This window comes from Gordonia sp. NPDC058843 (assembly GCF_042743165.1).
GTDB lineage: Bacteria > Actinomycetota > Actinomycetes > Mycobacteriales > Mycobacteriaceae > Gordonia.
On the sequence record NZ_JBHYNC010000067.1, the window covers coordinates 1 to 18,650 of the forward strand.

Genomic DNA, 18,650 nt, shown 5'->3' on the forward strand with positions numbered 1-18,650 from the left:
ACCTCAGGGAGCAGAGGGGGGTCTTTCGTGGTCCACGACGGCCGCCAGGCCGCAGTTACTGAGGTGCGAGCGAAGCGAGCCACGAAGGGTCACGCAGGCAACGCCCCTCGCGTCGCGTGGTCCTCGGCCCACCGGAGCGCGTGGTCGGCGACCTGTTCCCACCCGGGCTCACCACAGGTCCAGTGCGACCGTCCGGCGAATTCGTGGTAGTCCGTCACCGCCTTCGACCGGCGGTACTTCTTGGCGTTCGACCTGTTCACCGCCGGCGGCATGATGTGGTCTGCCCCGCCGGCGATGAAGAGCAGCGGCGCGCGGTCGTCGCGCCGGTAGTCCACCCAGGTCTCCTGATGTCCCGGCGTGAGGTTGGCGAAGACACCGTACTTCCACACCCACACCCACGAGCCGGGCGCGGGGATCGCATATCGGTCGTACACCGCACGCGAGTCCTCCTCGCTCAGGGTGTTGGTGAACGCGTACTGCCACTCCCGGGGTGTGAAGCCGGCGGCCTTGTGGCGGTTCGAGAATCGTTTGAGGATCGGGAACAGCGATCGCACCTGTGAGAGTGGCTGTGTGCGTGCGCCTTCGGTTGGCGCCGAATAGATCACGACCGCCGCGGCACCGAGCCCGCGGTCGAGCAGCAACTGCGTGAGCACGCCTCCGAAGGAGTGGCCCATGATGATCGGCGGAACGGGTACCGGGCCATCGCGCACGCCCGTCGTGGGCACGGGCGGTCGTCGCAGACGTGGTCGGGCAACGAGTTGCGCCACCCGATCGGTGCCGTGCCGCCCGATGTATCACGTGACCTCGCCACCGCCGGTGGAGAACCCGACGAGAGTGAGCTCCTGCAGATCCAGTCCACGTCCGATGCACAGGCCCCTGATGTGCCGGCGGAGAGGCGGATACACGGGCTGTGCCCCAGACGGTCGGCCGCGCGTCGGAGCCCGTCATGGTCTGCGCTCAACGCATCGAGTGGCACGTTGAGACACCTCGATCGTCCCCACCCCGGCCAGCTGAAGCCATAGGGACGGTCGAGGTCGACGAGCATCAGATTCCCGGGCCGGACCTCGCGACGCCGTCCGTGCTGTTCGAAGCGGGCCACGCCGAACTCCTGCCACGCCACGGCGACGTTTCCGGCCGGGCCCGAGCGGATGTTGCGACGGCTCCGCGTCAGCTGATTGCCCGTCATCGACGCGCAGAACAGGTTGACGCGACCGAATCTCCACGCCTCCATCACCGCGACCATCCGCGTCTCACCGGCGAAGGTCACCGTGGAGGGAGCGGCCTGCTCATCGAAGACCGTGCGTGCCACATCGACTCGGTCGGCTTCGGCATGATCGGCGCTGTCGAAGACGATCACGCCGCGTCGTCAGTTCGGCTGCGTCGCGTCGACCGCTCGGAGCACGATGCGCGAGACCGCGTCGGGCCGCGAGACCAGCGATGCGTGAGATGCGTTGACCTCGGCGGTGCGCCCGGGAGCGGCCCGTCCGGCCAGGAAACGCTGCAGCGCGGGCGGGATCACCCGATCCTGCTGCGAGACGAGGTACCAGCTGGGCACCCGTGCCCACGACGGCGGTCCCGACGGCTCGAGGTTGGCGCGTAACGCGGCGGACTTCTGGTGCGCGAACATGTCGGCGGCGACAGCGGGTGACACGTCCTGAGCGAAGATCTCACGGAAGTACGGGCGGGCGATGTAGCCGTCGACATTGCGTCCGGCGACTCCGGTCGGGTCGTTCTCGATGACCTTCAGCTGAAGCGCGGGCGGCAGCAACCGGCTGCCGGGGTAGGTGATCGGGTTCAGCAGACCCTGGACGAACTCGCCGGTAGTGGGTGCGAAGGCGGCGATGTAGACGTTGGCGCGGACGTCGGGATCCTGGGTGTTGGTGATGACGAAGCCGCCATACGAATGTCCGACGAGAACGATCGGACCGTCGATCGTCGCCAGCTTCTTCTCGAGTTGCTCGGCGTCGTAGGCCGGGGACCGGAGCGGGTTGTCGAAGGTCTGCACCGCAAGTCCACGGCTCCGCAGATCCTGCGCGACGTCGCGCTAGCCCGAGGAATCGGCGAACGCCCCGTGCACCAGGACGACCGTCGGACTCGACGGCTGGGCGTCGGCGGGCGCCGCGGACAGGCCGACGGCCGCGGCCATCAGCGTCGAGACGAGCACAGCCCGCCCGGCCAGTTTTCGGAGCGCGATCCTGGGGTTCATGCCGGCGGCCTTTCCACGAGAAACGGGGTCGAGGTGGACCTTAACCACTCCCGCCGCCACGCATCTGGTCACGAGCGCAAGGTTCTGTGCTGACCGCGCACGGTCGGTAGACCGAATCGTCGCCGGCTGTCGGACGCGGACTCGAGAACACTCGTCCCCGTCGACCATTACTGTTGCTTTCATGACCAAGCGAACCGACCCGGACGCCGAGATCGACATCAAGCCGCGTAGTCGCGACGTCACGGACGGCTTGGAGAAGACCGCCGCCCGCGGCATGCTCCGCGCGGTGGGCATGGGCGACGACGACTGGGTGAAACCGCAGATCGGTGTCGGGTCGTCGTGGAACGAGATCACGCCGTGCAACCTGTCGCTGGATCGGCTGGCCAAGGCCGTGAAGGAGGGCGTGCACGAAGGCGGCGGTTACCCGCTCGAGTTCGGCACCATCTCGGTCTCCGACGGCATCTCGATGGGTCACGAGGGCATGCACTTCTCGCTGGTCTCCCGCGAGGTGATCGCCGACAGCGTCGAAACCGTGATGAGCGCCGAGCGGCTCGACGGTTCGGTCCTGCTCGCCGGTTGCGACAAGTCCCTGCCCGGCATGCTCATGGCGGCCGCCCGTCTCGACCTCGCCTCGGTGTTTCTCTACGCCGGTTCGACGCTGCCCGGTTACGCGACGCTGTCGGACGGCAAAGAACGTCAGGTGACCATCATCGACGCGTTCGAGGCGGTGGGCGCCTGCTCGCGCGGACTGATGAGCCGCGAGGACGTCGACACCATCGAACGCGCCATCTGTCCGGGTGAGGGTGCATGTGGCGGCATGTACACCGCCAACACGATGGCCAGCGCCGCCGAGGCACTCGGGATGTCCCTGCCGGGCAGCGCTGCTCCCCCGGCTCCGGACAAGCGCCGCGACCAGTTCGCGCGGAAGAGCGGGATCGCCGTGGTCGAGATGCTGCGCCGCGGGATCACCGCCCGCGACATCATGACCCGCGAGGCCTTCGAGAACGCGATCGCGGTGGTGATGGCGTTCGGTGGCTCCACCAACGCGGTGCTCCATCTCCTCGCCATCGCCAGCGAGGCCGAGGTCGAGTTGTCGCTCGACGACTTCATCAGGGTCGGCAGCCGGGTTCCACACCTCGCCGACGTCAAACCGTTCGGCCGGCACGTGATGACCGACGTCGACCGCATCGGCGGTGTGCCGGTGGTGATGAAGGCACTCCTCGACGCGGGGCTCCTGCACGGCGACTGCCTGACCGTGACGGGATCGACGGTCGCGGAGAATCTTGCGCACATCGCGCCACCGGATCCGGACGGTCAGGTCCTGCGCGCCACCAAGTCGCCCATCCATCCCACCGGCGGCATCACCATCCTCAAGGGTTCACTCGCTCCGGAAGGTGCGGTGGTGAAGTCCGCCGGCTTCGACTCCGACGTCTTCGAGGGCACGGCAAGGGTTTTCGATCGGGAGCGCGCCGCCATGGACGCCCTCGAAGACGGCACCATCACCGCGGGGGACGTCGTCGTCATCCGATACGAAGGCCCCAAGGGCGGACCGGGTATGCGCGAGATGCTCGCCATCACCGGCGCCATCAAGGGCGCCGGACTCGGCAAGGACGTACTGCTGATGACCGACGGCCGGTTCTCGGGCGGCACCACGGGTCTGTGCGTCGGCCACGTCGCGCCGGAAGCCGTCGACGGCGGACCGATCGCGCTGGTCCGTGACGGCGACCGCATCCGGCTCGACGTCGGTCGCGGTCTCCTCGACCTCCTCGTCGACGATGACGAACTCGCCTCTCGCGCACAGGACTTCACCCCCCTGCCGCCGCGGTACACGCGTGGTGTGTTGGCCAAGTACGCCAAGCTCGTCACCTCGGCGTCGCAAGGCGCCGTCTGCCGCTGAGGTCCGAACGAGAATCGCGGAACGAAACCTCGACGGTTTCGTGTCGTAGTCGATGCACAATCCCCGGTGCCGTACGGAGGATGCATCTACAGTCTCAGCCATGACCAAAGACCGCGGCACCCCGAAGCCGGCATCGGGCACCAGTTCCCCGCTGTCCAAAGTGTCTCTGCCGCAGTGGATAGCGCTCGGTCTGACGATTCTGGCGGTGGTCTTCATCCTCCAGAACCGGACCACCGTGCGCATCGAGTTGTTCTGGGTGAGCGTCGAGTCCCCACTGTGGTTCATCCTGGCCGTGGTCTTCGTCGTCGGCTGGGTCGTGGGCGTCCTCGCCGCACGCGGCCGCTATCGTCAGCGCCGGCCCCACTGAGTCGCCTATCACCGTGCGGTCCGGATGCGCCCTACGACGATCGCCCGGCCGGCAGCGCCTTTCGTGGGGTGAGGTGGCTCAGTAGCCAGTCATAGATCGCGTCGCTGTTCAGCAGGGTGAAGTGGTGTGCGCCGCCGATGTGGAAGCCTTCCTGGAACGCCAGCCCGCGACGCTGTCGGGTGTGCTGCCCGCGCCCACTGGGGGCGAGCACCAGGCCGTCCCCGAGGAGTCGGCCCAGCGGATTGTCGGGATCGCGGGTGATGGTGGCGGTGACGAAGAGGTGCCGTGCGCCCTTGAGCAGCGGGACGTCGGCTCCGGGCGGCTGCGACCACGCGTCGGGGTCGTGGCCCACCCAGTCGTCGTCGGTCAGGCTGCCGTGGAACAGGTCTCGGACACCGGCACTCCGACGACGCAGCAGTGAACCGATGGGTCGCGTGACTGGTGTCCGCCGCAGGGCATTCGTGGCCAGGTGGACTCCGCGGGCCAAGGGCGCGCCGAGATGCGGTGTGCCCAGGCACACCGTCTCCGACACCAGGCCGGTCCAGTACTCGCCTCGCTGATCGGCTGAGTGACAGGCACTCCGAACGACCAGCCCACCCATCGAATGCCCGACGAGGGTCACTCGCGTCACCGGGGTCGGCCAGAGCAGTACGAGGCCGGCGAGGAGATCGGCCAGGGCGCGGCCGTTCTCGCTGATGTGGCGGCCGGTGTTGTAGCGGATCTGGACCTCGGTGGCGCCGATGTCGCCGGTCAGCCTCTCGCCGTAGGTCTCGTCCTCACCGAGGGACCAGGCGAACTCCGACTCCATCAGTCCGTGGAGGAACACCACGATGTGCCCACCCGCGTCGGGGAAGCACGCTCGTAGCGCGTCCGCGTCGAGTGCGACCGGACGTCCGTCGACGCGGATGGACATGTCTGCCGTCAGCGGCGACTCCGCGGTCGCCAACTCGTCGCCGATGAGGCCGTTGAGGATGCCGAGCAGCACCGCGCCGCGCGGGGTGTGCGATGGTGCGCGGCCCTCGGACCAGGGCACATGGTCGGCTGCCGACCGACCGGCGTCGAGCGCCGCGGCGATGGAGTTGTACGCGCCCTCGCTGATGGCGTCGTGCACCATGCGGGCGGAGTCGATCGAACTCCCCAGCACCGGCCGAAGCATCCGGAAGACACCTCCGGCGATGACACGGTGCATCGATCCGACGCCTCGCGTTGCTGCCCCGGCTTCGAAGAGGCCGAGGTGGGTGAGTGCCCGTAGCTCGGACTCGCGCGTGGTCGTGGCGGTCATGCCCCGAGTGTACAGATGTGCACTGAATCTGGGGCATGACCCGCGTCGCGCCCAACACCCGGCCCGGATCAGGTTGCGTTGTGCCCCGGTGTCGGGACAAACGCAATCGGATCTCAGTCGGCGCGGCGTCGTGCGCAGAGCACCACGTCGTGGGTGTGGTGACCGCCCCCTGCTGCCCTTCCACGTTCCCGCGTCTCGTCGGTGACGATCTCCCATTCGTCGCCGAGCAGGTCCGCGAAATCCCGGGGCTGGACGTAGGCCTCGGGGTCGAAACCGTGCGCTCGCACGCCTTCGGGGGCGTGGGCGACGACAAGCAGGGACCCGCCGGGACCGACGGCGTCGACCAGGCGACGAGCCGCGTCCAGATTCGCCTTCGGAATCGGGAAGTAGTGCAGAGTCACGAGATCAACGTCGGTCGCCGGCACGTCATCGGCGATGACGTCGGCTCGCAGCCACGTGATCGACGGCCGTGGGTCGATCTCGCGGGCCCGGTCGACGGCGACCTGCGAGATGTCGAGGGCCGTCACCTTCCATCCGCGATCGGCCAGCCAACGGGCATCGGCACCCTCGCCTGACCCGACGTCGAGCGCGTTGCCCGGATCGACGTCCGACACCTCGGCGACGAGTGCCGGGTTGACGTCGGAGGTCCAGAGACGACCCGCGCTGCTGTAGCGGGCATCCCACCCCTCGGCGGTCCCCGGATCGTTGGGTTGTCGGGTCTGCGTCACGGTGTCAGGGCGATGGTTCTCGGTGGCCATGTTCTCGACAGTGGCACGCGCCGGCGCCAGTCGCCAGGACGGTTGCCGATACGGCAAGAATTCGGAGGCCCGTATTGCACTGCGACACCAATTCTCTCGAGGATGGGGAGTACGCGTCGGCCGGGAGGTGAACGGCGGGAGTCGCGCATGGTCGGCCATGCCCATCCGCCAGGTGGTCGAGGACTCCCCCCACCCCCACCGTCGTACGGCGACAGCGGCCGCGCAGTCACGATCGTCGACGATTCCGCCGACAACAGGCAGACTGGTCGGCATGGCATTCCCCATTCGCATCGGTGTCCAACTCCAGCCCCAGCACGCTCCCGAGTACTCGTTGATCCGCGACGCGGTTCGACGCGCCGAGGACGCGGGCGTCGACATCGCGTTCAATTGGGATCACTTCTATCCGCTGTACGGTGCGCCCGAGGGCGAACATTTCGAGTGCTGGACGATGCTCGGCGCGTGGGCCGAGCAGACCTCCCGTGTCGAGATCGGCGCGCTCGTGACCTGCAACTCCTACCGAAATCCGGAATTGCTCGCCGACATGGCCCGCACCGTCGACCACATCAGCAACGGGCGCTTGATCCTGGGCGTCGGTGCCGGCTGGTTCGAGAAGGACTACGACGAATACGGCTACGACTTCGGCACCGTCGGTTCCCGCTTGAATGACTTCGGCGCCGCGTTGCCGCGGATCAAGTCCCGTCTGGGCAAGCTCAATCCGGCTCCCACCCGAGATATCCCGATCCTGATCGGTGGCAGCGGCGAGAAGAAGACCCTGCGCTACATCGCCGAGCACGGCGACGTCTGGCACGGCTTCAACGATGTCGAGCAGTACCGGCACAAGTCGAAGGTGCTCGCCGAGCACTGCGCCGCAGTCGGTCGCGACCCCGAGACCATCGAACGGTCCTCGGGTGTGCAGTTCGATGGGGACGTCGACGCACTGCTGCGTGATGCGGACGCGCTCGCCGATGAGGGTGTCACGCTGCTGACCGTCGGCGTCACCGGTCCCGACTACGACCTCACCGCCCTCGAGGCGCTGTGCCGGTGGCGCGACGCGCGGAACTGATCGCATCGTCTGGGGCGGCTCCCCATGGCCGCCGCCCTACACTCGCCCGGATGCCGACACTCGACCGAAGGCCTCGACGACACCACCTGCCCGCACGGCTAGGTTTGTGATCATGCATCGAGTGCCGGCACTTCGGGAACTGCTGACACGCGTGGCTTCGGCGGCCGCGCTGGTGGGATTGCTGGGAGTCATCGCGGCCCTCGCGTCGCCTGGCGCGGCATCGGCCGAACCGCCCACCAGGCTGCCGAACTACGTCGTCGACTCCGCCAACGCGATCACACCGGCGCAGCGCACTGATCTCGAGGCCGCGATCGACGCGCTCTACACCGACCACGCGGTCCAGATGTGGATCGTGTACGTCCGCGACTTCGACGGTCTCACCAGCGAGCAGTGGGCAGATCAGACCGCCGTCGCCAGTGAGCTGGGGGATCACGACGCTCTGCTCGCCGTCGCCACCGAGGACCGGGCGTACCGGTTGTTCGCGCCCGACAGCGTCGGCGGCCTGGACCAGTCGACGCTGGAACAGGTGGCCAACGACGACGTCGTCCCGCAGCTTCGCGACGGCAACTGGGCGGGTGCGGGATTGGCAGCGGTCAACGGACTGTCCGGCGCACTCGATCCGAGTCACACAGGTGCGATCGCCGCCGGTGTCGTCGGCGGAGTGGTCGTCCTCGGCGGCGGGGGCGCGTATCTCTATTCACGCCGACGGAAGCAACGTCGGATCACCGACGGTGTCGAGACCCTGCGCGAGCAGGAACTGACCGTCGACCAGCTGGCCGCGCAACCCGTCGAGGTGCTCGACCCGTGGTCGCGCGAAGTGCTCACAGACCTCGACAACGCGATCCGCACCAGTAAGGAAGAGCTGCAACTGGCGGTCGGCGAGTTCGGCGAGGTCGAGACCGCACCGTTCACCGACACCGTGCGTCGGGCCGAAGAGTCGCTGGCCCGGGCGTTCGCTCTCCGGCAACGGCTCGACGACAACGTCCCCGAGACCGACGACGAGCGCCGCTCGCTACTGGTGCAGATCATCACCATGTGCACCGAGATCGACAGCGTGCTCGACGATCAGGTCGAGAACTTCGACACGATGCGCAACCTCCTGATCAACGCGGACTCGCGATTCGACTCGATCACCAGGCAGCTGATCGGTCTGCGCGCCCGCCTGGAGACGGCGTCGCAGCAGCTGACCGAACTCGCCGGCAAGCACGGTGAGGCGACGCTCGCGTCCATTCTCGACAATGTCGAACTCGCCCGTTCCCAGATCGACTTCGCCGAGGCGACCGCGGACCAGGGCCGCGCAGCGATCGCCGCGCCGGTGGGTCAGCAGGGCCCCGCGGTCGCCGCGATCCGATCGGCGGAGGGTTCGATCGAGCAGGCGACCGTGCTCCTCGACGCCATCGACCATGCGGACGCGAACATCGCCGCCGCACGTTCCCGGATGCCCGCCCTGATCGCCGAGGTCGAGGACGAACTGGCCGAGGCGAGCGGTGTTGCCGAGCCCGACGGAACTCGGTTGGCGACCGCCGTCGAGGTGGCGACCGCTGCTGTCGCGGCCGCGCGCAGCGACTTCGACGCCGATCCGCTCGGTACCTTCACCGCGCTCGTCGATGCCGACGCCGACCTCGACGATGCACTCGCCGCAGCTCGTGACGCCGCCGCCGAGCGCATCCGCCGTGCGCAGGTCCTGACGGCAGCTCTCGAATCGGCCGGTGCGAAGGTGACCGCTGCCGCGGACTTCATCGGCACCCGTCGCGGAGCCGTTCAATCCACCGCCCGCACGCGCCTTGCGGAGGCGCAGCGTTTGTTGCAGTCCGCGACGGATGCCGCCGCCTCCGATGCACCGACGGCGACCGAGACGGCTCGTCGCGCCGGTTCGCTGGCCGATCAGGCTCTGATGGCCGCCCAGGGCGACGTGGTGAGCTGGCAGCATTCACAACAACGGCACCCGAACGGCGCCTCGACCGCCGGCGCGGTCCTCGGCGGCATCCTCGTCGACAGTTTCCTGCGCGGCACCATCGGGGGGCGCGGGGGCGGCTTCGGCGGAGGTGGTTTCGGCGGAGGTGGTTTCGGGAGCGGTGGCCGTAGCCCCGGATCGTTCGGCGGCTCGGGCTCCTCGGGCCGGATCGGCACGGGCGGCCGCTTCTGAGGCACCGTACGAATGTTCCACGTGGAACCAACAGGGGTGTTGGGTTGCCGTTCACACACGGGTAGCCATCGGTTCGCTTCGCCCTCCTAACGTGCTCTTCGTCGTGCGCCGGCCCCGTGGCGCGACCATGCTTTCAGAGGAGCCCGTGTGCGTATTCCGTTGCAGCTGTTCATGTCCACCGGTGAGGATGCCGGGCGCTCGTCTCGCGCCTCCGTGACCTGCCGCTACAAGTGCGGCGACGCCTGTCGCCACGATCCGGGCAATTCGAGCGACAACGCCTACTTCCGCGACGTCGTTCGTACCGCGGTCTCGCGTCGAACCGTCCTGAAGACCTCGGCCGGCGCCGCCGTGGCCGTCGGCGCGACGTCACTCCTCGCCGCGTGCGGGGATTCCGGATCGTCGAGTTCGGCCTCCCCGAGTGGCACCTCGTCCGGAGACGCCCTGCCCGGCATGCGGTTCGACGTTGTCGCGCCCAATACCGAAGATGCCGTGGTGATTCCGGACGGGTACCGACAGGAGGTCGTCATCAGGTGGGGCGACCCGGTCCTGCCCGGCGCTCCCGAGTTCGACTTCGCCGCACAGACCCCGGAGGCGCAGGCCGGGCAGTTCGGATTCAACAACGACTTCGCCGGGCTCATCCCGGTGGACGGGGTCGCCGACCACTACTACCTGGTCGCCAACCTCGAGTACCCGACCGAACCGTTCATGTTCGCCGGATACAAGGACGGTGAACCCACCGAGCAGCAGGCCCGGATCGCCATGGCGTCGGTCGGCATCGCGGTGGTCGAGGTCGCCGCACAGTCCGGCAGCGGTGCACTCACCCCCGTTGTGGGACCGCGCAATCAGCGTCTCACCGCATCGAGTCCTTTCCGGCTGACCGGCCCGGCCGCGGGCAGCGAGTTCGTCAAGACCACGGCCGACCCGGCCGGGACCACAGTCTTGGGGACCTTCGCGAACTGCTCGGGCGGTCTGACCCCGTGGGGCACCATGCTCTCCGGCGAGGAGAACTTCAACAACTACTTCGGGAACCCGAGCACGGTCACCGACCCGAAGGCGGCGGAGCGGCTCGAGCGTTACTCTTTCGAGGACGACGGGGACGAGCACCACTGGGGGCGGTTCGACAAGCGATTCGACCTCGCCGTCGAGCCGAACGAGGGCAACCGGTTCGGCTACATCGTCGAAGTCGACCCGCACGATCCGAAAGCTGTTCCCGTCAAGCACAGTTCGATGGGTCGGTTCAAACATGAATCGGCGAACATCTACGTGGTCGGCAGCGGACCGGACAAGGACACCGTGGTCGCCTACAGCGGTGACGACGAGAGGTTCGAATACATCTACAAGTTCGTGTCGAGCCGAAAGATGAAGTCCGGTCTGTCGAAGACGGCACGCGAGCACAACATGGGCATCCTCGACGAGGGCACGCTCTACGTCGCCACCTTCACCGGAGACTCCCCAGAGCCGGTGGACGGGTCCGGAAACCTGCCGGCCTCGGGCAAATTCGGCGGCAAGGGATCATGGAAGCCCCTGCTGACGGTCAACGCCGACGGTTCGGCGCGCTCCTACATCGCCGGAATGTCACCCGCCGAGGTCGCGGTGTTCACCAGGCAGGCTGCGGACACCGTCGGCGCGACCAAGATGGACCGCCCCGAGGACATCGAGCCGAACCCGAAGACCGGCAAGGTGTATTGCGCGTTGACGAACAACGACGACCGCGGCACCGACGGGAAGGCTGCCGCCGACGCGGCGAACCCGCGTAACGAGAACAAGAACGGCCAGGTTCTCGAGATGACCGACGATCACACCGGTACCGAGTTCACCTGGGAACTCCTGCTGGTGTGCGGCGACCCCGGCGCCGCCGACACCTACTACGGCGGATTCGACAAGACCAAGGTCAGCCCCATCTCCTGCCCGGACAACGTCGCCTTCGACCCGCACGGAAACCTGTGGATCTCGACCGACGGCAACGCGCTCGACAGCAATGACGGGTTGTTCGCGGTCGCTCTCGACGGCGATCGGCGTGGCGAGACCAAGCAATTCCTGACCGTCCCCAAGGGCGGTGAGACCTGCGGTCCGATCATCGACAGCAACCGCATCCTGATCGCCGTTCAGCACCCCGGCGAACTCGACGATCACTCCGCGGACAACCCGGCCTCGCACTGGCCCGATGGTGGCAACTCGCAGCCACGGCCGTCCGTGGTGGCCGTCTGGCGAGACGGTGGCGCCGAAATCGGCGTCTGACAGCGGCTTTCGGGCTGAGGCGCCCCTGAACTCTCCGCAAGGCGAGGTCAGGGGCGCCCTGTTCTGCCGGGACGGTTGCCCCTTCCGCAACCCGCCGCCGGCCCGGGTCCGGCACATCCGCCATGTTGTGACAGTCGTCAAGATTTTTCTTGACGACTGTCAAGACATCGTCCTAGTGTGGCGTGCAGCACAGGTCGTATCGACTGTGTCCCACTTCTCCGCCGAAGCCGACGGCTCGCGGCGGTCCTCACTGGAGGTGTCAACGATGACGAGTTATGACCTGACCGGACGGACCGCACTGGTCACCGGCGGCGCGCAGGGCCTCGGGGCCGGGATGGCCGAGGCACTTGCCGCTGCGGGCGCATCAGTCGCGATCGGCGACGTGAACGCCGACGGCGGTCGACAGACTGTCGAATCCCTACGGGCGCAGGGCGCGAAGGCCGAGTTCGTCGCTCTCGACGTCACCGACGACTCGGCATGGGAAGCCGCCGTGGCGGCCACCGTCGAGTCGCTCGGCGGCCTGGACATCGTCGTGAACAACGCGGGTATCGAGGTGACGAACCTCCTAGTCGACCTCGATGCCGGGGAGGCGTCGAAGATGCTGGACGTCAACGTGCTGGGTACGGCCCTCGGCATCAAACACGCGTTCCGCGCGATGCGGCCCGGCGGGCTCGCGGGCAAGGGCGGCGCGGTCGTGAACATCGCTTCCGTCGCTGCGACAATCGCTTTCCCGGGAATCAGCGTCTACTCCGCGACGAAGTCGGGTATCGATCGCCTGACCCGCGTCGCGGCTGCGGAGTCGGGCAAGTTGGGGTACGGCGTCCGCGTCAACTCGATCTATCCCGCGCTCACCCCGACCGCGATGGGCAACAAGCTCGCCGTCGAGACCGCGGCTCTGGGACTGTTCGAGTCCCCGGAGGCAGCTGCCCAGGCGGTCGCGGAGCTGACTCCCCTGGGCCGGCTCGGACAGGTCGACGACATGGCCGACGCCGTGGTCTTCCTCGTCTCCGACGCCGCGAAGTTCATCACCGGCGCCGGCCTGCCGGTCGACGGCGGCATGGGGATGTAGGAACCCCCGCCGACGCCCGCTCGCCTCAACACTTTCCACGAACCACCCGCATCGAGCATCCGACCAGACCCGAGGAGTCCCACCATGCCCACTGACAAGCGCGTCGTCGTCTACGGAGCGTCCGGATACACCGGCCGACTGATCTGTGAATACCTACGCGAGTACAACATCCCGTTCCTGGCGGCGGGCCGTGACCACGCCCGGCTGAAGAGCGCAGTCGAGGCGGTGCCCGGCATCGACACGGTCGCATACGACATCGTCGAGGTCGAGCACACGGTCGAGGCGCTGACCGACGCCTTCCGCGGCGCCGACGTCGTCCTGAACACGGTCGGGCCGTTCGCCCGCTACGGCCATGAGGTCGTCCAGGCCTGCCTGGAGATCGGGGCCCACTACACCGACACCAACGGCGAGCAGAACTGGATGATCGACGCCGAGGCCCAGTACGGTACCGAATTCGCCTCGCGCGAACTGGTGTTGACCCCTGGCCTGGCGCAGATGTACTCGATCGGTGAGATCGCGGCGAACATCTGCCTGGAGAACCCGGGACTGGACACCCTCGACATCCAGGTGTTCTGGAAGGGCCACCCGACGGTGGCATCGACCAACACGATCCTCACCAACGCGGCGTTCGCGAAGGCGTACTACCTCGAGGAGAACGAATACGTCGAGTGGCCCGCGGACGAAGGCCTGTACACCGTGAGTGTGCCCGGCCAGCACGACCTCGGGCTCGCGCTGCCCTGGGGCGGGACGTCGCACCCCGTCTGGTTCAAGAACGATCCGCGCGTGGCCACCGCCAAGGCGCTCGGCGGCGTGTTCAATCGCCCACTGATGCAGGGGGTCCCGGTTCTCGTTGCGGCCGCGCTCGAGCAGATGGAAGGCAAGTCCGAAGAGGAGAAGTACCGCATCATCGACGAGCAGTCGGCCGCCATCCGCAGCGAGATGCCGCCGCGGGAGAATCCGCGCCTGAACACCTCGCTGGACTCGGTCTACGCGTCGGGGCCGCTCGGCCGGGCGCACTGTGTGATCCACGGTAATTCCAACTACAAGCAGACCGCGCTGCTCAACGCGCACGCGGCGAACGAACTGCTGCAGGCACGACCCCGGCGCGTCGGCTTCGTCTCCAGTTGCCAGGCGTTCGGACACCGCGAATTGCTCGGCACCCTGCGCGCTTTCGGTCTGGTACTGGACCCGATCGTCACCGTCCACCGCTGAGGACGACATGCGACTCTCGGAGTATCTCGACAAGGGTGCCTCGCTGGGGCGCGATGCGCCGTGCTTGACCACCGGCGGCGTCACCGCGACCTATGGTGAGGTCCAGGATCGGTCGACGGCCATCGCAGGTGCATTGCAGCACAATGGGATCGAGGCGGGAGACCGGGTGGCAGTCCTGTCGGCGAACGACCCGCTGGCATTGACCTGCGTCTTCGGCATCGCACGTGCCGGCGCGGTGTGGTGTCCGGTCAATCCCCGCAACGAGGCCGACGAGAACCGGCAGCTGTTCGACCTCTTCGGATGTCGGCTGCTGTTCTTCCAGGCGAAGTTCGCCGGCCTGGTCGAGAAGATCAAAGATCAGTTGCCACAACTGGACTGGCTGATCTGCCTGGATGGCGAGGTGGGGTGGGCAACTTCGTTCGACGCCTGGCTCGACGCGCACCGGGCGGAGCCGGATGAACGCCGAAGACCCGACGGCGGCCTGTGCATGCTCGCCGGCACCGGCGGCACGACCGGCCGTCCCAAGGGTGTGCGGCTCACCGAGGACAACATGATGACCTCGACCGCTCTGGCGCTGATGAGCTATCCCTTCGGCGAGCGACCCCGCTACCTGGCGCTGGCCCCGCTGACCCACTCGGCGGGGGTGCTGACGTTCCCCATCCTCAGCCTCGGCGGTGAGGTCGTGATCATGCCGGCGCCCGACATCGGCGAGTTCCTGGCACTGATCGAGCGGCATCGCATCACCCACGCGTTCCTGCCGCCGACAGTGATCTACGGGGTGCTCGACCATCCCGATCTCGACGCTCGGGACCTGAGCTCGATGCGGTGTCTCTGGTACGGCGCCGCGCCGATGTCCCCCACCCGTCTGGAGGAGGCGCTGACGCGTATCGGACCGGTACTCGGCCAACTGTTCGGACAGACCGAGGCACCGAACATGATCGCGACCCTCGCGCCGGCGGAGCACTTCCACGACGACGGGTCGATGGCGACCGAGCGGTTCACCTCGGCCGGCCGGCCGACACCGTTGACGACGGTGGCGATCATGAGCGAGGACGGGACTCTGCTGGGTCGAGGGGACCGGGGTGAGATCGTCGTCCGCGGTCCGCTGGTGATGGACGGTTATCACCAGAACCCCACGGCTACGGCCGAGGTCAGCGCGCACGGTTGGCATCACACCGGGGACATCGGTTATCTCGACGACGACGGATACCTCTACGTCGTCGACCGCGCCAAGGACATGATCATCACGGGCGGCTTCAACGTCTACTCGGCCGAGGTCGAACAGGCGCTGCTGGCGCACCCCGCGGTCAAGGACTCGGCCGTCATCGGCCTGCCCGACCCCAAGTGGGGCGAACGTGTCACGGCCGCAGTGGAGTTACGCGCGGGGCACGAGGCCGACACCGAGGACCTCATCGCATTCGTCAAGGAACGGATCGGCAGCGTCAAGGCCCCGAAGGAGATCGAGATCTGGACCGAACTCCCGCGATCCAAGGTCGGCAAGATCCTCAAGAACGAGGTTCGCGGCGCATTCGGCTGACGCACGCAGTCCCGTCGCCGACCCGCGTCACACGACGAGCCGAGTGGCGCGGAGCCCCCGCCCGCCGGACTTGACGAGTGTCAAGTCCGGCGGGGTGGGTACACTGGCACCTCGCAACTGAATGACTCCCCCAGCAAGGACGGCGAGATGACGCAGGTCGTCGACCGGCAGGCCCGTATCGAGGCCCGCTCGCGTGACAAGTTCCAGGCGAAGCGTGACGAGCTCGCCATGGCGACTCTGACGACGCTGGCCGAACTGGGGTACGCACGGACGAGTCTGCGGGAGATCGCCCAGAACTCCGAGTACTCGCACGGCGTGTTGCACTACTACTTCACCGACAAGCTCGACCTCATCGCCCACGCGGTCCGACAGTACGAAGCCGTCTGCGTCACCCGCTACGACGAGGCCGTCGCCAACGCCACCGATGCCGCGCAACTGCGCGACGACTTCGCCGACACGTTCTTCGCAGGCATGCACTCCGAGGCGTCCATCCACCGACTCTGGTACGACCTGCGCAACCAGAGCATGTTCGACGACTCTTTTCGCTCCGACGTCATCGAGATCGAGAGCCGGCGCGAAGAGATGATCTGGCGCGTGGTGGAGCGGTTCTGCGAGCTGTCGGGTACCCAACCCGTGGTGACGCCCGCAGTCGCGTACATCGCACTGGACGGCATCTTCCAACGCGGCCTTCTCAGCGAGATCGACGGCCGGCCCGAGGGTGTCGCAAGCGCTCGAGTCGACCTCGTCGGCTTCTTCGAGGTCGTCGGCAGCCGCTGACCCGTCACGGTCAACTTCTCGCCGGTGCCCACATCGGTAAGCAGCGTCACACCCATACGACTTAATACTTCGAAGTACTAAGTATTAGACTCTCTAAACGTGTCCGCTTCCGACCCCGCCCAGCTCGCCCTGACCTTGCGGCCGACGATCACCAGGCTGTACCTGGCACTTCGCCGGCATGCACCGTCGGTCGAGCTGACGGCCGCGCAGACCTCAGCCCTGAGTGTTCTCGCCGACCACGGGTCGATGCGCATGGGTGAGTTCGCCGACCGCGAATCCATCCGCATGCCGACAGCGACGTCGGTGATCGACGGACTCACCAAACACGAGTTGGTCGAGCGCAGCCCCGACCCGACCGACCGTCGCGCCGTCCTCGTCGGCCTGACCGACCACGGACACGCCCTGGTCGAGCACATCCGCAAGGAGAGGGACGTCATCCTCACGGGTGCACTCGCCGAACTCAGCGACGACCAGCGCGACGCCATCGCCGCGGCAGGGCCGGCTCTCCAGGCGCTGCGCGACCGGCTCGACAACCACCCGGCATCACACGCCGCTCCCGCGACGAGCGTGTGAGCGGACGGCCGCGGCGCGACGCCGCCGACGGCCTGCCCGTCTGATCTGGCAAAGGACCCCATGACCGTCACCGAACACACCCCGAGCGACACCGTCGCGACCGGGTCGTCCACTTCCGCAGCCGAGCCGTCGATGCTCGCCGCGCTCCGTGCTCAGCCACGCGCGGTGTGGATCACCGCGTTCGCCGCCGTCATCGCCTTCATGGGCATCGGCCTCGTCGACCCGATTCTGCACAGCATCGCCGAGGCCCTGAACGCCCCGCCGGAGAAGCTCACGCTCCTGTTCGGCGTCTATGTCGGTGTCCAGTGCGTCGCGATGCTGCTGACCGGTTGGGCCGCATACCGATTCGGGCCTCGACGAACGCTGACCGTCGGGCTTGGCCTCATCGTCGTCGCCGCCGGCATCTCGGCTTTCGCCGACAACATCGACCAGCTCATCGCCTACCGCGTGATCTGGGGTCTCGGCAATGCGTTGTTCCTCGCCACCGCATTGGCTTTCATCGTCCAGTCCGCGGTCGGCAACCGTAACAGCGCCATCATGATGTATGAGGCCGCGCTGGGTATCGGCCTGGCGGTCGGCCCTCTGCTCGGCGCCACGCTGGGCGAATGGACCTGGCGCGCACCCTTTGCCGGCACCGCACTGCTGATGCTCGCCGGCGCGATCCTGTGCGCGTTCATGCTCCCCGCCGACGGCCCACGGTCCGAACGTGTGCCGGTGCGGATCGTCGACCCACTCAAGGTCCTGCGCAACCGCACCCTGTTCGTCACCTCCGTGGGTTCCGCGTTCTACACCGGCGCACTCTTCACGGTGATCGCGTGGGCGCCCATCGCGATGGGTCTGCGTCCCATGTACGCGGGACTGGTGTTCTTCGGCTGGGGTCTGCTCACCGCGGTCGCCGGCGTCTTCGTGGCACCGCTACTGGCCCGCTTACTCGGTGAGAAGGCCGGTGTCATGGTCGCCATCTCGGCATACGGACTGGTCATGGTGCTGGCCGGGATCGGTACCGCCACCGGACAGGTCTGGCTGATCGGCCTCGCGGTCATCCTCTCCGGCTTCCCGTCGGGCGTGCTCAACACGCTCTTCACCGACGTCGCGATGTCGGCGGTCGGCGGTGACACGCCGCGCTCGGTGTCGAGCGCCGGTTTCAGCTTCCTCCGTTGGATGGGCGCCGCGATCGCGGCGGTCCTCGTTGCCTACCTCGCGAAATGGACCGGCTCGGAAGCGACGCCCTGGTGGTTCGCCACCGGCTACTGCGTCGTCGCACTCGGCGCGGTCTCGCTGGCCAAGGTCGCACACGACCGCAAGGTCGCCGACGACGCAGCCCTCATCGGTGCCGAGGAATTCTGAGGCCCGCACACCCACCGACCTCCTCCCTGAGGAGCGAGCTTGCGAGCCCGACCCTGCTGCCTGAAGAGCGAGCTTCAATCTCTGCTCCCTAATCCGAAAGAACCGCATAACCCCTGGTCCCTGAGGTGCGAGGAGCGCAAGCGACGAGCCTCGAAGGGCCTGGTGAGACACGTTGCGA

General features: G+C 67.5%; 15 protein-coding genes and 1 pseudogene. 11 read left to right on the forward strand and 5 right to left on the reverse strand.

All coding sequences use genetic code 11. The annotated features are described in order from the left end of the window. Window positions 1-89 precede the first annotated feature (89 nt). From ACFW3F_RS24520 to ACFW3F_RS24530, 3 genes and pseudogenes are all read right to left on the reverse strand, one after another. Window positions 90-674 carry an alpha/beta fold hydrolase gene (locus tag ACFW3F_RS24520; protein WP_388062156.1) on the reverse strand — a complete coding sequence of 195 codons (585 nt, stop codon included), beginning with the start codon at window positions 672-674 and terminating at the stop codon, window positions 90-92. Continuing rightward, the gene (locus ACFW3F_RS24525; RefSeq protein WP_388062181.1) at window positions 602-1,243 is read right to left on the reverse strand and encodes a hypothetical protein; all 642 of its coding nucleotides are present in this window, start codon (window positions 1,241-1,243) and stop codon (window positions 602-604) included. The genes ACFW3F_RS24520 and ACFW3F_RS24525 overlap by 73 nt, the downstream gene beginning before the upstream one ends. Window positions 1,244-1,366: 123 nt before the next feature. Next, a pseudogene (locus ACFW3F_RS24530) lies at window positions 1,367-2,206 on the reverse strand (alpha/beta fold hydrolase). Window positions 2,207-2,387: 181 nt separating this feature from the next. Here ACFW3F_RS24530 and ilvD point away from each other — a divergent pair. Both ilvD and ACFW3F_RS24540 read left to right on the forward strand, forming a co-directional pair. Then, entirely contained in the window at window positions 2,388-4,103 is a 1,716-nt protein-coding gene (gene ilvD, locus ACFW3F_RS24535) for a dihydroxy-acid dehydratase (protein ID WP_388062158.1), read from the forward strand. Between the two features lie 100 nt (window positions 4,104-4,203). Further along, entirely contained in the window at window positions 4,204-4,470 is a 267-nt protein-coding gene (locus ACFW3F_RS24540; RefSeq protein WP_388062160.1) for a lipopolysaccharide assembly protein LapA domain-containing protein, read from the forward strand. 31 nt (window positions 4,471-4,501) lie between these two features. Here the strand turns inward: ACFW3F_RS24540 and ACFW3F_RS24545 are convergent, their stop codons facing one another. Continuing rightward, window positions 4,502-5,752 carry an esterase/lipase family protein gene (locus tag ACFW3F_RS24545; RefSeq protein ID WP_388062162.1) on the reverse strand — a complete coding sequence of 417 codons (1,251 nt, stop codon included), beginning with the start codon at window positions 5,750-5,752 and terminating at the stop codon, window positions 4,502-4,504. A 113-nt stretch (window positions 5,753-5,865) separates the two neighbouring features. Further along, the gene (locus ACFW3F_RS24550; RefSeq protein WP_388062183.1) at window positions 5,866-6,510 is read right to left on the reverse strand and encodes a class I SAM-dependent methyltransferase; all 645 of its coding nucleotides are present in this window, start codon (window positions 6,508-6,510) and stop codon (window positions 5,866-5,868) included. Window positions 6,511-6,781: 271 nt separating this feature from the next. On the opposite strand from ACFW3F_RS24550, the gene ACFW3F_RS24555 reads away from it, so the two are divergent. From ACFW3F_RS24555 to ACFW3F_RS24595, 9 genes are all read left to right on the forward strand, one after another. Beyond that, window positions 6,782-7,573 carry an LLM class F420-dependent oxidoreductase gene (locus ACFW3F_RS24555; RefSeq protein ID WP_388062164.1) on the forward strand — a complete coding sequence of 264 codons (792 nt, stop codon included), beginning with the start codon at window positions 6,782-6,784 and terminating at the stop codon, window positions 7,571-7,573. A gap of 112 nt (window positions 7,574-7,685) precedes the next feature. Continuing rightward, window positions 7,686-9,719 carry a TPM domain-containing protein gene (locus tag ACFW3F_RS24560; RefSeq protein ID WP_388062166.1) on the forward strand — a complete coding sequence of 678 codons (2,034 nt, stop codon included), beginning with the start codon at window positions 7,686-7,688 and terminating at the stop codon, window positions 9,717-9,719. A 147-nt stretch (window positions 9,720-9,866) separates the two neighbouring features. Next, window positions 9,867-11,957: a PhoX family protein gene (locus tag ACFW3F_RS24565; RefSeq protein ID WP_388062168.1), complete on the forward strand. Its 2,091-nt coding sequence runs from the start codon at window positions 9,867-9,869 to the stop codon at window positions 11,955-11,957. 265 nt (window positions 11,958-12,222) lie between these two features. Further along, entirely contained in the window at window positions 12,223-13,026 is an 804-nt protein-coding gene (locus tag ACFW3F_RS24570; protein WP_388062170.1) for an SDR family NAD(P)-dependent oxidoreductase, read from the forward strand. Between the two features lie 84 nt (window positions 13,027-13,110). After that, the gene (locus ACFW3F_RS24575; RefSeq protein WP_388062172.1) at window positions 13,111-14,238 is read left to right on the forward strand and encodes a DUF5938 domain-containing protein; all 1,128 of its coding nucleotides are present in this window, start codon (window positions 13,111-13,113) and stop codon (window positions 14,236-14,238) included. A gap of 7 nt (window positions 14,239-14,245) precedes the next feature. Then, window positions 14,246-15,775: a long-chain fatty acid--CoA ligase gene (locus ACFW3F_RS24580; protein ID WP_388062174.1), complete on the forward strand. Its 1,530-nt coding sequence runs from the start codon at window positions 14,246-14,248 to the stop codon at window positions 15,773-15,775. A 147-nt stretch (window positions 15,776-15,922) separates the two neighbouring features. Further along, window positions 15,923-16,552, forward strand: a complete 630-nt coding sequence (locus ACFW3F_RS24585) for a TetR/AcrR family transcriptional regulator (RefSeq protein ID WP_064569670.1) — start codon at window positions 15,923-15,925, stop codon at window positions 16,550-16,552. A gap of 99 nt (window positions 16,553-16,651) precedes the next feature. Continuing rightward, window positions 16,652-17,125, forward strand: a complete 474-nt coding sequence (locus ACFW3F_RS24590) for a MarR family winged helix-turn-helix transcriptional regulator (protein WP_388062177.1) — start codon at window positions 16,652-16,654, stop codon at window positions 17,123-17,125. Window positions 17,126-17,185: 60 nt separating this feature from the next. Further along, entirely contained in the window at window positions 17,186-18,472 is a 1,287-nt protein-coding gene (locus tag ACFW3F_RS24595; protein ID WP_388062179.1) for an MFS transporter, read from the forward strand. Window positions 18,473-18,650: the final 178 nt, after the last annotated feature.

Coding starts and splice junctions, on each gene's coding strand:
- ACFW3F_RS24555 (WP_388062164.1), top strand. CDS start 6,782: ATGGCATTCCCCATTCGCATCGGTGTCCAACTCCAGCCCCAGCACGCT.
- ACFW3F_RS24520 (WP_388062156.1), bottom strand. CDS start 674: ATGGGCCACTCCTTCGGAGGCGTGCTCACGCAGTTGCTGCTCGACCGC.
- ACFW3F_RS24585 (WP_064569670.1), top strand. CDS start 15,923: ATGACGCAGGTCGTCGACCGGCAGGCCCGTATCGAGGCCCGCTCGCGT.
- ACFW3F_RS24550 (WP_388062183.1), bottom strand. CDS start 6,510: ATGGCCACCGAGAACCATCGCCCTGACACCGTGACGCAGACCCGACAA.
- ilvD (WP_388062158.1), top strand. CDS start 2,388: ATGACCAAGCGAACCGACCCGGACGCCGAGATCGACATCAAGCCGCGT.
- ACFW3F_RS24580 (WP_388062174.1), top strand. CDS start 14,246: ATGCGACTCTCGGAGTATCTCGACAAGGGTGCCTCGCTGGGGCGCGAT.
- ACFW3F_RS24560 (WP_388062166.1), top strand. CDS start 7,686: ATGCATCGAGTGCCGGCACTTCGGGAACTGCTGACACGCGTGGCTTCG.
- ACFW3F_RS24575 (WP_388062172.1), top strand. CDS start 13,111: ATGCCCACTGACAAGCGCGTCGTCGTCTACGGAGCGTCCGGATACACC.
- ACFW3F_RS24525 (WP_388062181.1), bottom strand. CDS start 1,243: ATGGTCGCGGTGATGGAGGCGTGGAGATTCGGTCGCGTCAACCTGTTC.
- ACFW3F_RS24570 (WP_388062170.1), top strand. CDS start 12,223: ATGACGAGTTATGACCTGACCGGACGGACCGCACTGGTCACCGGCGGC.
- ACFW3F_RS24545 (WP_388062162.1), bottom strand. CDS start 5,752: ATGACCGCCACGACCACGCGCGAGTCCGAGCTACGGGCACTCACCCAC.
- ACFW3F_RS24595 (WP_388062179.1), top strand. CDS start 17,186: ATGACCGTCACCGAACACACCCCGAGCGACACCGTCGCGACCGGGTCG.
- ACFW3F_RS24540 (WP_388062160.1), top strand. CDS start 4,204: ATGACCAAAGACCGCGGCACCCCGAAGCCGGCATCGGGCACCAGTTCC.